The organism is Luteibacter yeojuensis, assembly GCF_000964085.1.
Taxonomy (GTDB): domain Bacteria; phylum Pseudomonadota; class Gammaproteobacteria; order Xanthomonadales; family Rhodanobacteraceae; genus Luteibacter; species Luteibacter yeojuensis_A.
In genome coordinates this window covers 1-15,380 of the sequence record NZ_JZRB01000007.1, presented here as the reverse complement: position 1 = coordinate 15,380, position 15,380 = coordinate 1, and the positions used below count along the sequence as shown (strand labels likewise).

The 15,380-nt window shown below is 65.3% G+C and carries 12 protein-coding genes; 8 read left to right on the top strand and 4 right to left on the bottom strand.

Features of this window, described 5'->3' with window-relative positions:
* Positions 1 to 283: 283 nt before the first annotated feature.
* The 5 genes from VI08_RS03875 (at position 284) to VI08_RS03855 (ending at position 4,088) form a co-directional block, all read left to right on the top strand.
* Positions 284 to 1,582 carry a tetratricopeptide repeat protein gene (locus tag VI08_RS03875; protein ID WP_045828239.1) on the top strand — a complete coding sequence of 433 codons (1,299 nt, stop codon included), beginning with the start codon at positions 284 to 286 and terminating at the stop codon, positions 1,580 to 1,582.
* A 251-nt stretch (positions 1,583 to 1,833) separates the two neighbouring features.
* The gene (locus VI08_RS03870) at positions 1,834 to 2,436 is read left to right on the top strand and encodes an energy transducer TonB (protein WP_428992128.1); all 603 of its coding nucleotides are present in this window, start codon (positions 1,834 to 1,836) and stop codon (positions 2,434 to 2,436) included.
* Positions 2,437 to 2,492: 56 nt separating this feature from the next.
* Positions 2,493 to 3,239 carry a MotA/TolQ/ExbB proton channel family protein gene (locus VI08_RS03865; protein WP_045828237.1) on the top strand — a complete coding sequence of 249 codons (747 nt, stop codon included), beginning with the start codon at positions 2,493 to 2,495 and terminating at the stop codon, positions 3,237 to 3,239.
* Between the two features lie 22 nt (positions 3,240 to 3,261).
* The gene (locus VI08_RS03860; RefSeq protein ID WP_045828236.1) at positions 3,262 to 3,675 is read left to right on the top strand and encodes an ExbD/TolR family protein; all 414 of its coding nucleotides are present in this window, start codon (positions 3,262 to 3,264) and stop codon (positions 3,673 to 3,675) included.
* Positions 3,676 to 3,680: 5 nt separating this feature from the next.
* The gene (locus VI08_RS03855; RefSeq protein ID WP_045828235.1) at positions 3,681 to 4,088 is read left to right on the top strand and encodes an ExbD/TolR family protein; all 408 of its coding nucleotides are present in this window, start codon (positions 3,681 to 3,683) and stop codon (positions 4,086 to 4,088) included.
* Between the two features lie 109 nt (positions 4,089 to 4,197).
* Here VI08_RS03855 and VI08_RS03850 read toward each other — a convergent pair whose 3' ends face one another.
* Both VI08_RS03850 and VI08_RS03845 read right to left on the bottom strand, forming a co-directional pair.
* A complete protein-coding gene (locus VI08_RS03850; RefSeq protein ID WP_045828234.1) occupies positions 4,198 to 4,941 on the bottom strand; it encodes a pyridoxine 5'-phosphate synthase in 744 nt (247 codons plus the stop codon).
* A 147-nt stretch (positions 4,942 to 5,088) separates the two neighbouring features.
* Positions 5,089 to 5,715, bottom strand: coding sequence for a 4'-phosphopantetheinyl transferase family protein (locus VI08_RS03845; RefSeq protein WP_045828233.1), 627 nt, complete (start codon positions 5,713 to 5,715; stop codon positions 5,089 to 5,091).
* 45 nt (positions 5,716 to 5,760) lie between these two features.
* On the opposite strand from VI08_RS03845, the gene VI08_RS03840 reads away from it, so the two are divergent.
* Entirely contained in the window at positions 5,761 to 9,243 is a 3,483-nt protein-coding gene (locus VI08_RS03840) for a PAS domain-containing hybrid sensor histidine kinase/response regulator (protein WP_045828232.1), read from the top strand.
* Between the two features lie 128 nt (positions 9,244 to 9,371).
* On the opposite strand, the gene VI08_RS03835 is transcribed toward VI08_RS03840, so the two are convergent.
* Both VI08_RS03835 and acs read right to left on the bottom strand, forming a co-directional pair.
* Entirely contained in the window at positions 9,372 to 10,040 is a 669-nt protein-coding gene (locus VI08_RS03835) for a response regulator transcription factor (RefSeq protein ID WP_045828231.1), read from the bottom strand.
* Positions 10,037 to 11,977, bottom strand: coding sequence for an acetate--CoA ligase (acs, locus tag VI08_RS03830; protein ID WP_045828230.1), 1,941 nt, complete (start codon positions 11,975 to 11,977; stop codon positions 10,037 to 10,039). Before acs ends, VI08_RS03835 begins: the two co-directional genes overlap by 4 nt.
* A 174-nt stretch (positions 11,978 to 12,151) precedes the next feature.
* Here acs and VI08_RS03825 point away from each other — a divergent pair, with 174 nt between their 5' ends.
* Entirely contained in the window at positions 12,152 to 13,630 is a 1,479-nt protein-coding gene (locus VI08_RS03825) for a carbohydrate porin (protein ID WP_045828229.1), read from the top strand.
* Positions 13,631 to 13,642: 12 nt separating this feature from the next.
* On the top strand, positions 13,643 to 15,307 hold the full coding sequence (locus VI08_RS03820; RefSeq protein WP_045828228.1) for an MFS transporter: 1,665 nt from the start codon (positions 13,643 to 13,645) through the stop codon (positions 15,305 to 15,307).
* The last annotated feature ends 73 nt before the right edge of the window (positions 15,308 to 15,380 follow it).

Sequence of the window (15,380 nt, the reverse complement as noted above, 5' to 3'; positions counted from 1 at the left end):
TACCTCCCGGTTTCAATCGTGCTAAAAGAAACGCCCGGCTTCGCAGGAAGCCGGGCGTTTTCGTATCCACGACGTGCGGGGGCGTAGGGTGGATGAAAACAGGGTTTTCAAGGGCCAAAATTCACCCCTAATTCGTAAGCGCCAACTATTTTCTAACAAGTCATTGTTTTGACTCTTATTTTTTGACGCACTGCGACTTGTTCTTAGGAATAAAAACAGGGTAACCTCTCTAGTCCCCCCGAAGCACCGTTGGTGCGACGACTCAATCAACCGAGGGCAGTCAATGAAACAGGGTTCCTTCTCCAAGTTGGCGTTCGCAGTCGCGATCGCACTTTCCCTCGCCAGCGGCGCTGTCGTTGCCAAAGACAAAGCCCCGGCGGACAAGAAAGAAGCGCTGTATCCGAATGCCACTCGCCAGGAACCCAAGCTCGACCTCAAGAGCGAGAAGGACCAGAAGGCCCTGAACGAAGGCCTCGATGCCGCCAACAATGGCGACAAGGAAAAGGCCACGCAGATCCTTACCCCGCTCGCCGATGGCTCGGGCACGAGCAGCAAGTACGCCCAGGCGCTCGCGCTGCAGGGCCTTGCGAACATGAAGTACAACGACGGCGACGTTAAGGGCGCCATCGCGCAGCTCAAGCAGGCGCTCGATATCGGCGTCATGCCGAACGACACGTACTTCCAGCTCAAGTACATGTACACCCAGTTCCTCGTCGCCGACGAGCAGTACGCGCCGGCGCTGCAGTCGCTGCAGGAGTGGCGCAGCGAAGGCAAGAAGGAAACGGCTGATTCCTACGGCCTCGAGGGCAACATCGATTACCGCCTCGAGAAGTACCCGGAAGCCATCGCCGCCATCACCAAGGCGAAGTCGATGCCCGATGCCAAGCCGCAGCCGGCGTGGGACCAGATCCTGATGGCCAGCTACTCGGAAACCGGCCAGGGCGACAAGGCCGCCCAGATGGCCACCGATGAAGTGACCAAGAACCCGAACGATGCCACCGCGCTGAACAACGCGTCGTCGGCCCTCATCCAGGCGCAGAAGTACCCGGAAGCCATCGCGCTGATGGAGAAGGCCCACACGGCCGGCGCCATCAAGGATGAAAAGCAGTACGTCAATTTCGCCAAGGTCTACCTGATCGACGGCCAGGAAAACGAAGCCCGCCAGAAGGGCAACGCCCAGAAGGCCGCCGCCATCATCAAGGAAGGCATGGACAAGGGCGTCGTCCAGAAGACCGGCGACAACTACAACCTGCTGGGTGATTCGTATGTCACCAGCGACGACATGAACAGTGCCGTTGGCGCCTACACCGAGGCTGCCAAGGTCGCGACGAACGGCGAGCCAGCCCTCAAGCTGGCCCGCGTGAACCTCCAGGAAAACAAATACGCCGCGGCCGAAAAGGCAGCGACGGACGCCATCAGCAAGGGCGTGCAGCATAAGGGCCAGGCCTATATGGTGCGCGCGGAAGCCAAGCGTGGTCAGAAGAACAAGCAGGGTGCTATCGCGGACATGAAGCTCGCGGCGCAGGATCCTGAGACGTCTGCCAAGGCCAACGCCTGGTTGAAAACCGCAGGTAACCAGTAAGGCGTTGTAAGTGCCGGAAGGGGGGCTTGTGGCAAGCCATAAATCTTCCCTTCAGGTGCTATACAAACGCCATATGCTGGTGTAACTTGCATATTTTCCGCTTGCATAAACCTGCGTTCAGGCAATGTCAACCGCCGAGCGCCGGGAAGCAGCGGGCTCACTTCCGCTTGATTAGCTCTTGATAGTGACTGATGGCCTCAAGTAACGAATCAACCGGCCAAGCGCCGTTCAGTTGGGGGCGCACAAGTGCGTTGGCAGTAGCCATCGCGCTGCATTCGTTCGCTTTCCTGGTCTTGGTCGCGCCCATGGCGCCGCCCAAGTCCCAGGAGAAGAAGACGGATAAGGTTGTGCAGGTCGACTTCATCGAACCGCCGCCGCCGCCCCCGCCGCCCCCGCCGCCGCCGCCGGAACCCCCGAAGCAGCCGCCGCCGAAAATCATCCAGCAGGTGAAGCCGCCGCCGACACCGCCGCCGCCGGCTCCGCCGCCGCCGGCTGTTGAAGAGGCGAGCTCGAATCCCGTTCCGGCACCGCCGCCGGCGCCTCCCGCGCCCCCGGCTCCGCCCGCGGATATCGCGCCTAGCGAAAATCTGTCGTACCGTCAGCGCAACCCGCCAAAGTATCCGCCGCAGGCGGTTCGCCAGCGGCATGAAGGTACGGTGGTACTTCTGGTCCTCGTGGCAGTCGACGGTACGCCGAAAGACATCCAGGTCGACCAGTCGAGCGGTTTCCGCGAACTGGACAAGGCAGCGCAGGATGCGGCCAGGAACTGGCGTTTCAACCCGGGCAAGCGAGGCGGTCAGGCCGTCGAAGGCTATGCACGTGTCCCCGTTACGTTCAACCTAAACCAGCTGTAAGCCCCCCACGGCTTATAACTTTTTAAGTTCACGCTTGACTTCCCAAGGGTAGCGTTATGTTGCAAGACACCTCCGCTCAGCCTGCTCCGGCAGGTAACTCCAATGCCGACGCCCTCAAGCAGATGGGCTTCGACCACCTCATCCACAATTTCGACGCACTTGGTTGGATTGTGTTCGTGGTGCTGGTCGCGATGTCGATCCTGTCGTGGTACTTCATCGTCGCCAACTTCATCCGTAACAGCCTGGTGCGTTCGCGCGCCGACAAGGTGATCCAGGGCTTCTGGAACACCCAGTCGACCCAGGAAGCCATTCGCATGCTCGAAGAGCAGCCGAAGGGCGAACCGTTCTCGAAGATCGCGCTCGACGCCGCCTCGGCCGTTGCCCACCACCAGCAGGCTGCTGGCGGTCGCCTCGCCGAATCGCTGTCGCGTTCGGAATTCATCGACCGCGCCCTTCGCCAGGCCGTGGCTCGCGAGAGCCTGCGCCTCGAAGGCGGCCTGACCCTGCTCGCCACGGTCGGTTCGTCGGCCCCGTTCATCGGTCTTCTCGGTACGGTGTGGGGTATCTACCACGCGCTGATCGGTATCGCCGCTTCGGGCTCCGCGTCGATGGACAAGGTCGCCGGCCCCGTCGGTGAGGCGCTGATCATGACCGCGTTCGGTCTGTTCACCGCTATCCCGGCCGTGCTTGCGTACAACTTCTTCATGCGCTCGAACCGCCTGACCTACGCCCAGTTCGACGAATTCGCGCACGACCTGCACGACTTCTTCGCCACCGGCGCCCGTGTCGAAGGCACGAAGTAAGAATCGCTAGAGGAATTGACCCATGGCTATGAGCAGCGGGGGCAACTCCGGTGGGCCGATGTCGGAAATCAACGTCACGCCGCTCGTCGACGTGATGCTGGTTCTGCTGATCATCTTCATGATCACGGCGCCACTGATGTCCCATAAGGTCCAGATCGACCTGCCGAAGGCGAATCCGAACGTTAAGGATGACACCCCGGTCGAGCCGATGGATCTCGCGGTCAAGCCGGACGGTACGTACTTCCTCAATGACAACGAAGTCAGCGAGGCTGAACTGAAGGCCCAGTTCGCGGTTGCGGCGGCGAAGTCGCCGCAGCCGGAACTCCAGATCCGCGCCGACCGCACCACCGAGTACAAGGTGGTGAAGAAGATCCTTGGCGATGCCAAGGACGCCGGCATGGTCCACGTCGGCTTCATGTCGACTGGCAAGGAGTAACGAACATGGCATTCAGCTCAGGCAACTCTGGTGGCCCGATGGCCGACATCAACGTCACGCCGCTCGTCGACGTGATGCTGGTGCTCCTGATCATCTTCATGATCACGGCTCCGATGCTGTCGCATAAGATCAAGATCGATCTTCCGCAGCCGAATCCGAACATCGTGAACCCAGAAAACCCGCCGGATCCCGTCCGGCTGCAGATCCGCCAGGATGGTTCGCTGTACTGGAACGATACGCCGGTCGACGAGCTGGGCCTCCGCGCCCAGATCGCGGTGATCGCCCAGCAGTCCAACCAGCCGGAACTGCAGATCGACGCGGATGACGCGGCACAGTACGAGGTCGTGGCACGCGTGCTTTCCGACGCCAAGGGCCAGGGCCTGACCAAGATCGGTTTCGTCAACGCGCAGTAACCGATCAGGTCTGTCCGGTAAGACCAAAAACCCCGCCTCACGGCGGGGTTTTTTTATCCACTAGATGCGGGAGCTACCAAATGTGGGAGCGCGCTTGCGCGCGATGCCCCTACGCCAAGATCCGCAAATACGACCGCACCGTACTCGACAGCCCCTGGTAAAGCGCCTCACCTATGAGCGCGTGGCCAATCGACACTTCCGCCAACCCGGGAATCGCCGACTTGAACGTACCCAGGTTCGCCTGGCTAAGGTCGTGCCCCGCATTCACCGCCAGCCCGGCCTGCTGGGCGCGGCGAGCCGTATCGGCGAAGGCTGCAAGCTCCGCGCGGGCGTCGCCATCGTGGAACGCCTTCGCGTAAGGGCCGGTGTAGAGCTCGATACGCTGGACGCCGATGGCCAGTGCGTCGGCGAAGCCCTGCGCACCGGCATCGACGAACACGCTGACGCGGCAGCCGATTTCCCGGAACGCGGCCACCACCGGCTTCAGCGTTTCGATGTCCTTCGTCAGGTCGAACCCGTGGTCGGAGGTGATCTGGCCATCGCCATCGGGCACCAGCGTGACCTGGGTCGGCTTTACCTCGCGGCAGAGTTCGATAAGCCCGGGGTATGCCCCGCGCGCCGCGGCGAACGGGTTGCCTTCGATGTTGTATTCCACCCGCCCGCGCAGAAGCCCGGCCAGCGTGCGGACATCGGCCGGGGTGACGTGGCGCATATCGGGACGGGGGTGGACGGTGAGGCCGCCGCAGCCGGCGTCGATGCAGGTGTTCGCCGCGGTGGCGATGGAAGGTTCGTCGCCGCCACGGGAATTGCGAAGCACGGCGATCTTGTTCAGGTTAACGCTGAGTAGGGTCATCGACGGTCCAAAAAAATGCGCACGTCACCAAGCGCGACGTGCGCAATGACTGTCGTCCCAGCATAACGCGCCACATCCCTGTGGCGCACTCCACGGCTCACACACACACACACACGCTAAGTCAGACACGCCCCGGCGCGGAAAGGTTCAAAGCGCAATTGTGAAGACGCGGACCTTGCGCGGCTCACCGCGCCACGCGACGGCAGCCACGAGGCCTTCGCCCATGGCCAGGCGCTGGACCTGCCAGCCGGCCGCGGGCGCGATATCGCCGTCGAACGCGTGCGGTACGGGCGTGCCATCCGCTCCCAGGATGAACGCCGCGCGGTGCAGCCCGTAGGAAAGCCCGCCGCCGTGGGCCTTGAGCACCGCTTCCTTCGCGGTCCAAAGCGCGAGGAAACCAGCGAGCACGCGCTCGGGCGGAAGGCCTGACAGCCATGCCGTCTCATCCGGGGCGAAGAATCGCGCCGCCAGCTCCAGCGCACGGGCACGGGGCCGAACCCGCTCGACGTCCACGCCGACCTCGAAACCTATGGGCCCCCGCCCTGCCGCAAAGAGCGCGGTATCGCCGCTATGCGACCAGCTGAAACCAAGCGCCCCCGCAGACCCGCCGAAATGCGGCTTGCCGTGCTCGCCGCGGAGCACCTCCGGAGCGCCCGGGCCGGCATACCCCGCCAGCAGCGCGAGGAACGGCGGCGCCTGGCTCGCGTCGGTGGACCAGGGGAGGCGCCAGACGTGGATCTCGTCGGCGGGCAGCGGGGGAACGTCGAAGGCCATCCGCCCATGCTAGCCTGACGCCGTGCCATACAGGGACCCTTTACCGTGATCGCAGGCTGGCTTCTGCTGCTGGTCGCCTTGTTGTACGTCGGCTTGCTGTTCGGCATCGCGTACCTGGGCGACCGCCGGCCACTCTACCCCCGCCAGCCGCGGCTCCGCCCGCTGGTGTACAGCCTTGCGCTCGCCGTTTACTGCTCGTCGTGGACGTTCTACGGCGCGGTGGGCACCGCCGCACGGTCCGGGCTGGCGTACCTGCCGATCTACCTCGGCCCGCTGCTTCTCTTCGTGCTGGGTTTCGGCCTGCTCGAGCGCCTGGTGCTGGTCGCGCGCGAACGCAACATCACGTCCATCGCCGACTTCATCGCCGCGCGCTTCGGCAAGTCGCACGGCCTGGCGGCGCTCGTGGCGATCATCGCCGTGGTGGCGATCATTCCGTATATCGCACTGCAATTCAAAGCGGTGGCCATGTCGGTGAACGTGCTCGGCGATGGCACCAACTGGCGGTTCGGCGATACCGCGCTGTGGTGCGCCGCCCTGCTCGCCATCTTCGCCATCCTCTTCGGCACGCGCACCATCGATGCCACCGAACACCACCACGGCATGATGCTCGCCGTCGCCGTGGAATCCCTGGTCAAGCTCGTGGCCTTCGTTGGCATCGCTGTCTATGCGTACCTGCACGGCCCCGGCCTGGTCGAGACCCTTCGTGCGCCGCTGGCCCAGATCGACCAGGGCAGCATGCCACCGGGCTTCGTCGCACAGACGCTGCTCGCGTTCTGCGCCATGTTCTGCCTGCCGCGCCAGTTCCAGATCGGTGTCGTGGAGTGCGAGGACCCGCGCGATCTGCGTCGTGCGCGCTGGCTGTTCCCGCTCTACATGGTGCTGATCTCCGCCGGCGTACTGCCCATCGTCAGCGCCGGGCTAGGCCACGCCTCGGTCACCAGCAACCACGTCGATGCGTGGGTGCTGAACCTGCCTATCGCCCTCGGCAACCACGGCATGGCGCTCGTCGCCTTCATCGGCGGTTTCTCCGCCGCCACGGGCATGGTCATCGTCGCCGCGGTGGCGCTGGCCACCATGATCAGCAACGACCTGGTGATGCCGGCATTGCTGCGCATCCGCGCGCTGGGCCTCGAGCAGCGCGGCGATGTCTCCCAGCTCGTGCTCGCCATCCGCCGCATCGCCATCGTCGGCCTCGCGGGCATGGCGTATGTCTATTACCGCATCATCGCCGACCAGGAGAACCTGGCGGCCACCGGCCTGCTCTCGTTCGCCGCCGTCGCGCAGTTCGCGCCGGCCATCGTCTCGGCGCTCTACTGGCGTGGCGCGAGCCGCGTCGGTGTTTACGTGGGCCTCCTCGCGGGCTTCGTCACGTGGGCCTACACGCTGCTGCTGCCAGCCATGACCCGCGCGGGCTGGATCAACAATGCGTGGATGGATGACGGCCCCTTCGGGTTTGGATGGCTCAAGCCGAACGAGTTGTTCCATCTTTCGGGCTGGGAACCGGTCACGCATGGCACGTTCTGGTCGCTGCTGGTCAACGTGGCCTGCCTGGTCTTCATCTCGTTGCGCTTCCGGCCCAGTGTCGCCGAGCGCCTGCACGCCGCGCTGTTCGTCGACCCCTTTGTGCGCAGTGCCAGCGGCGCGGGCGACTGGCGCGGCCGCGTCACCGTGCGCGACCTCGGCACCATCGCCGGCCGCATCGTCGGCGACCGTGTCACGCAGCGCGCCTTCCACGAATATGGCGTGCGCCACGGCGTGGCGCTCTCCCCCACCGACGCCGCCGACCGCCCGTTGATCCAGTTCACCGAGCGCCTGCTGGCGAGCGCGGTCGGCGCGGCCAGCGCACGGCGCATCCTCATGGGTGCGCTGAGCGGCACCGGCCTCGACATCGCCGAGGCCATGGCGCTGATGGACGAAGCCTCGCAGGAACTTCGCTTCAACCGCGAGCTGCTCTCCACCACCCTCGAAAACGTCTCGCAAGGCATCAGCGTGGTGGATGGCGACATGCGCCTGGTGGCCTGGAACCGTCGCTACCTGGAGCTGTTCGATTACCCCGAGGGCATGGTGTACGTCGGCCTGCCTGTCGCCGACCTCATCCGCTGGAACGCGGAGCACGGGGAATGCGGCCCCGGCGAGGTCGACGAGCACGTGGCGAAGCGCATCCGCTACATGCGCGCGGGTTCGCCGCACCTCTTCCAACGCATCCGACCCGACGGCACCGTCATCGAAATGCGCGGGCGCGCTTTGCCCGGTGGTGGCTTCGTCACCACCTTCACCGACGTGACCGCGTACAAGCACGCGGAGCTCGCGTTGATCGAGGCGAACGAAACGCTCGAGCAACGCGTCATCGACCGTACCGCGGAGCTCTCCGACGCGCTGGTGGCCACCGCCTCCGCGCGCCGCGACGCGGAAACCGCCAATGCCTCGAAGACGCGCTTCCTCGCGGCGGCGAGCCACGACCTGCTGCAGCCGTTGAACGCGGCACGCCTGTTCACGTCCGCGCTAAGGCAGCACCCGGGGCTCGATGGTGAAGCGACGTTGCTGGCCGAGCGCATCGATGCGTCATTCCGCGCCGCCGAAGACCTGCTCGACGCCCTGCTCGATGTCTCCCGCCTGGATGCCGGCAGCTACCGGCCGGAAGTGGCGCCCTTCGCCCTGGCCGACTTGTTCGATTCGCTGAAGCAGCAATTCGCCGTGGTGGCCGAGCAGCGCGGCCTTACCTTGCACGTGGTGCCGACGACGGTCGCCGTGCGCTCCGACGCGCAGCTGCTGCGCCGCATCGTCGCCAACTTCCTCTCGAACGCGTTGCGCTATACGCGCGCGGGCGGCGCCGTACTCGGCGTGCGACGCGATGGAAAGGATGTGCGCATCGAAGTGTGGGATAGCGGCCCGGGTATCGCGACGGAACAGCAGGCGCGCATCTTCGGTGAGTTCCAGCGCATCGACCATCCCTCGCCCTGGGGCGAGAAAGGACTGGGCCTGGGCCTTTCGATCTGCGACCGCCTCTCGGGCATCCTCGGCCACCGCCTGGGCCTGCGTTCCCGCGTGGGCCACGGCAGCTGCTTCAGCATCAGCGTGCCGCGCACCGAGGCCACGGCACGCAAGCGCACCGCTACTGTCGCGCGCCCCGGTGGCGGCGAACAGCTGCCGCTCACGGTGTTGTGCCTCGACAACGACGAGACCATCCTAGACGGCATGCGGGCCTTGCTCGGCCGCTGGGGCGTCGACTGCCGCGTGGCTGTCGACGTGCCTGCGGCGCTGGCGGTGCTGCGCGATACCCGCGTCGACCTCATCCTGGCCGACTACCACCTCAGCGACGACATGGACGGCCTGGCCGCGTTGCAGATCATCGGCACGGAGGTGTCACCCATGCCGCCCGCCGCCATGGTCACCGCCGATGGCAGCACCGAGCTGAAGCAACGCGCACGCGAACTCGGCTATCCCCTGCTGCACAAGCCCGTGAAACCCGCGGCGCTACGCGCGATGCTGGTGGCGCTGGCAAAACGCACAGGCACCCACGCCGCATAAAAACAGCCAATGTAGGAGCCCACTCTGTGGGCGACAGCTTTCTCGCGAGAACCTGTCGCCCACAGAGTGGGCTCCTACAGGTAGGCCGTGCGTTACAGGTAGGTCGTGCGGTGCGGGTCGGCCGCGCGTTACAGCTCGGCCGTGTTACCCGGGATGGCTTCTTTTTCCACGTCGAGGTGCGACGCGGCCAGTGCCACCTGGGTGCGGTTGGAGACGCCGAGCTTGCGCATGATGGCCGTCATATGGGCTTTCACCGTGGCCTCGGATACGCCGAGGTCGTAGGCGATCTGCTTGTTGAGCAGGCCCTCGGCGATCATGTTCAGCACGCGGAATTGCTGTGGCGTAAGCGACGCGACGCGTGCGGCCACGTCGGCTTCGTCGGCCTTCAGTTCCACCGTGCCGCCCATCAGCTGGTGCGGCAGCCACACGTCGCCATCGAGCACAGCCCGGACCGCCTCGACGATGTCGTCCACCGCCGCCGACTTCGGTATGTACGCCGATGCGCCGTGGGCCAGCGCACGCCGCGCCACCTGTGCTTCCTCGTGGCCGGAGACCACGATGGTGGGCAGGCCGGGATACTGGCCGCGGATGTGGGCGAGCGCGGAATACCCGCGCGCACCCGGCATGTGCAGGTCCATCAGCAGGAGGTCGGCCTCCGGCATCGTCTCGATCAGCGCGAACAACGCCGGCACGCTATCGGCCGTGTGCACCGTGGCACCCGGCACGGCCGCCACCACCGCGCGCTGCAGGGCATCGCGGAACAGCGGATGGTCATCGGCGATGAGGACGTCGCTCACTTGATCAGTCTTTCTTCCACGAGGTTCTTCACCACGCCCGGATCGGCCAGGGTGGAGACATCGCCCAGCTGGTCGGGCGCGTTCTCGGCGATCTTGCGCAGGATGCGGCGCATGATCTTGCCCGAGCGCGTCTTCGGCAGGCCCGGCGCCCACTGCAGGTAATCCGGCGCCGCGATGGGGCCGATCTCCTTGCGCACGCCGGCGATCAGCTCCTTCTTCAGCTCATCGCTACCCTCTTCGCCCGCGTTGAGGGTGACGAAGGCATAGATGCCCTGGCCCTTGATGTCGTGGTGGCAACCCACCACGGCGGCCTCGGCCACCTTGGGGTGCGCCACGAGCGCGCTCTCCACTTCGGCGGTGCCGATGCGGTGGCCCGAGACGTTGATGACATCGTCGACGCGGCCGGTGATCCAGTAGTAACCGTGCTCGTCGCGGCGCGCGCCATCACCCGTGAAGTAATTGCCCGGGTAGGCCTTGAAGTAGGTATCGATGAACCGCTGGTGGTCGCCATACACCGTGCGCATCTGGCCCGGCCACGAGTCGGCGATGACGAGGTTGCCGGTGCACGCGCCCTCCTGCACCTTGCCCTCGGCATCGACGATGGCTGGCTTGATGCCGAAGAACGGCAGCGTGGCCGAGCCCGGCTTCAGGTCGGTGGCGCCCGGCAGCGGCGTGATGAGGAAGCCACCGGTCTCGGTTTGCCACCAGGTATCCATGATGGGGCAGCGCTCTTCGCCCACCACGCGGTAGTACCAGTTCCAGGCCTCGGGGTTGATCGGCTCACCCACCGTGCCCAGGATGCGCAGCGACTTGCGCGAGGTCTTCTTCACCGGTTCGTCGCCCTCGCGCATCAGCGCGCGGATGGCGGTGGGCGCGGTGTAGAACAGCGTCACCTTGTGCTTGTCGACCACCTGCCAGAAGCGGCTGAAATCCGGATAGTTGGGCACGCCATCGAACATCACCACGGTGGCGCCGTTGGCCAGCGGGCCGTAGACGACGTAGCTGTGGCCGGTGATCCAGCCCACGTCGGCCGTGCACCAGTAGATATCGTCCTCGCGCAGGTCGAACGTGAGCTCGTGCGTCAGGCTGGTATAGACGAGGTAACCACCGCTGGTGTGCAGCACGCCCTTGGGCTGCCCCGTGGAGCCGGAGGTATACAGCGTGAACAGGGGGTCCTCGGCGTTCATCGGCTCGGCGGGGCACTCGGTGCTCTGCCCTTCCATCAGCGTGTGGTACCAGCGATCGCGCGGCGACTGGAAATGCACGGCGCCACCGGTGCGGCGCACCACCACCACGGTTTCCACGCTGTTGGTGTTCGGCCGCGTCAGCGATTCATCGACGTTGGCCTTCAGCGGGATCTTCTTGCCGCCACGGCAGCCCTCGTCGGCGGTGACGATGAGCTTGGCCTTCGAATCGGCGATGCGGCTGGCCAGCGAATCGGGCGAGAAGCCGCCGAACACCACCGAGTGGATGGCGCCGATGCGCGCGCAGGCCAGCATGGCCACGGCGGCCTCGGGGATCATGGGCAGGTAGATGACGACGCGATCGCCCTTGGCCACGCCCAGGTTCTTCAGCGTGTTGGCGAACTGGCATACCTCGGCGTGCAGCTGGCGGTAGGTGAGCGTGCGCGATTCGTTCGGGTCGTCGCCCTCGAAGATGATGGCGGTCTTGTCGCCGCGCTTCGCCAGGTGGCGATCCAGGCAGTTGGCGGCCACGTTGAGCACGCCATCCTCGTACCAGCGGATGTGCAGGTCGGCCGGATCGTACGAGACGTTCTTGATCTTCGTGGGCGGCGTGACCCAGTCGAGCCGCTCGCTCATCGATTTCCAGAAGCCATCCGGGTCCTGGACCGATTCCGCGTACATGCGCTGGTAATCGTCCTTGCGGACACGCGCCTTTTCGGCGAAGGCGGGGTCGACCGGGTGGATCTCGGACATGCTGGCTCCTGCGTACATAAGGTTCGTGGGGCGTGGGCCCTGAGTGTAGCGTCGCGGCGCAGCATATTTATGCGGCCGGTTTACGACTTTGGTCGAGGTTAGACCTTTGGCGAATGGATGCCCGCGCCCGGCTGTCACATTCTCGGCGTGCCTAAGGGTTGGGGAGACCACTTGATGAACACCACGCATTCCGGTGGCCGCAAGGCCATCGCCTTCAGCGTTGCCTGCGCACTGATGCTGCCGATGGCGGCCATGCCGGGCACCGCGCACGCCCAGTCGAAGACGAAGAAATCGAGCACCCGCGAGGCGCAGCTCGAGCAGCGCGTGAACCAGCTGGAGCAACAGCTGGCCGAGCTCAAGGCGATGATCCAGGAGCAGAAATCGGCCACCACCGAAGCCACGGCCACGGCCCAGGCGGCGCAGACGCAATCGCAGGCCACCGAGGAAAAGGTGACCAAGGTCGAGAAGACCGTCGCCGCCGTGCCGGCCAAGCCGCCCTTCAGCACCGGCACCGCGCCGGGCGTCTCGGTGGCGCTGCATGGCTTCATCAACGCCAGCGCCTTCACCCAGAGCAAGGGGTACCAGTACGGTAACGGCGCCAACGCCGAATACCCGATCCCGGGCAACGCCGGCCACGTGAACGACTCGCTGAGCGGCGTGGACGTGCGCAACACCCGCTTCTGGCTCGATTTCTCGGGCGCGAAGATCTCCGAGAACTGGGCTGGCAGCGGCCGCATCGAGATGGACTTCTTCGGCGGATTCAACGGTACCGGTGCCTACTCGCAGCAGCAGCCCACGCCGCGCCTGCGCCAGGCCTATTTCGACATCGCCAATGCCAGCACCGGCAGCACGCTGCGCGTGGGCCAGTTCTGGGACCTGCTGTTCCCGCTGGATTACGTGCCGCAATCGCTGTCGCACATCGCGTTCCCGCTGGGCTACGGCAACGGCGTGATCGGCTGGCGCTACCCGGGCGTGATGTGGATGCAGGACCTCAACCACGGTGCCGAAGGCACCAAGTGGCGCCTCGACGTGGCCGCGTTCGAAGGCAGCTGGAGCGGCCCGGGCCTGACCACCAACTACCTCACCGCGGGCAACGCCGGCTTCAAGCCGCAGGTGGAGGCCCGCATTACCGCCAAGGGCAGCAACTGGCAGGCCTTCGTGGCCGGCCACTACAGCAAGCTCGACCTGCATGGCGTCGATGGCGAGACCATCACGCCGATCAAGAGCAACATCAAGAGCACGGCCGCGGAACTGGGCGGCATGTGGACCCCGGGCAGCTTCATCCTCAAGGGTGCGGTGTACACCGGCAAGGCCATTGGCCAGGTGTTCGGCGACCTCTCGCAGTTCGGCGATATCAAGGACAAGGGCGGCTGGCTGCAGGCCGGCTACAAGTTCGATTCTCACTGGACGGTCTACGGCTTCGCCTCGGTGAGCAAGCCGGACAAGGACGACGTGCTGCGCTGGCGTGCCGCCAACACCGCGGGCCTGCTGCGTGCCCGCCAGAACGCGCTAAGCCTGCAGTACACCACGGGCCCGTTCGATTACAGCGTGGAATGGATCCGCGCCAAGCTCGATTCGACGACGACCAATGGCCTCGGCCGCCAGAAGACCTCCGGCAACGAGTTCACCCTCAACGGCAACTACCGTTTCTAACGGAGGCTACGCATGGCAACCACCGCATCCGGCATGCGTGCCGATGGCACCATCGCCACCAGCCACAAACGCGTGATCTTCGCGTCGAGCCTGGGCACTGTCTTCGAGTGGTACGACTTCTACCTTTACGGCTCGCTCGCCGCCACCATCGGCAAGCAGTTCTTCACCGGCCTCAACGACACCAGCCAGTTCATCTTTGCGCTGCTGGCGTTCGCCGCGGGTTTCGCCGTCCGCCCCTTCGGCGCCATCGTGTTCGGCCGCATCGGCGACCTCATCGGCCGCAAGTACACGTTCCTCGTCACCATCATCATCATGGGCACCTCCACCTTCCTGGTGGGCGTGCTCCCCGGCTACAACACGATCGGCGTGGCCGCCCCCGTGTTGCTGATCCTGCTACGCCTGCTGCAGGGCCTGGCGCTGGGCGGTGAATACGGCGGCGCGGCCACCTACGTGGCCGAGCACGCGCCCAACGGCAAGCGCGGCCTGTACACCAGCTTCATCCAGATCACCGCCACGTTCGGCCTGTTCCTGTCGCTGCTTGTCATCCTGGGCACGCGCCTGGGCCTTGGCGGCGATACGTTCGATGCCTGGGGCTGGCGCATCCCGTTCCTGGTCTCCGCCCTGCTCGTGGCCGTATCGGTGTACATCCGCATGCAGCTGCACGAGTCGCCGGTGTTCCAGCAGATGAAGGCCGAGGGCAAGCAGTCGAAGGCCCCGCTCACCGAAGCGTTCGGCCAGTGGAAGAACCTGAAGCTGGTGATCCTCGCCCTGCTTGGCGCCACCGCCGGCCAGGCCGTCGTGTGGTACACGGGCCAGTTCTACTCGCTGTACTTCCTCACCCAAAGCCTGAAGATCGACGCCACCACGGCCAACCTGCTGATCGCCGCGGCCCTTTTCATCGGCACGCCGTTCTTCGTGTTCTTTGGCTGGCTCTCCGATCGCGTCGGCCGCAAGCCGGTGGTGCTGGCCGGCTGCCTCATCGCCGCGCTCACCATGTTCCCGATCTTCAAGGGGCTTACCCACTTCGGCAACCCGGCCATCGAAGCCGCCGCGGCCAACGCGCCGGTGGTGGTCACCGCCGACCCGAATGCCTGCAGCTTCCAGTTCGATCCGGTGGGCAAGCACACCTTCACCAGCTCGTGCGACGTGGCGAAGAGCGTGCTGGCCAAGAAGGGCATCCCGTACAGCAACGCCGCCGCGCCGGCGGGCACCGTGGCCACGGTGAAAGTGGGCGACGAGGTGATCGACTCGTTCGAGGGCACCGGCCTAGACAAGGCGACGTTCACGGCGCAGAGCAAGGCGTTCACCGGCAAGCTGGATGACCAGCTGAAGACCGCGGGCTACCCGGCCAAGGCCGATGCCGCGCAGGCGAACTACCCGATGCTGGTGGTGCTGCTGGCCATCCTCGTCATCTACGTCACCATGGTTTACGGGCCCATCGCCGCGTGGCTGGTGGAGATGTTCCCCACCCGCATCCGCTACACCTCGATGAGCCTGCCGTACCACATCGGTAACGGCTGGTTCGGCGGCTTCGTGCCTACGATCGGCTTCATGCTGGTGGCGTGGAAGGGCGATATCTACTACGGCCTCTGGTACCCGGTGGTGGTCGCCCTGATGACCTTCGTCATCGGCCTGTTCTTCGTCCGCGAGACCAAGGACGTGGCGCTGCACGACTGAGCGCCAGGAAGAGTTTGGGTAAGCCCCCGACCCCCGCGAAAGCGGGGGTTTTTTTTTGGTTCATCGCGGATTA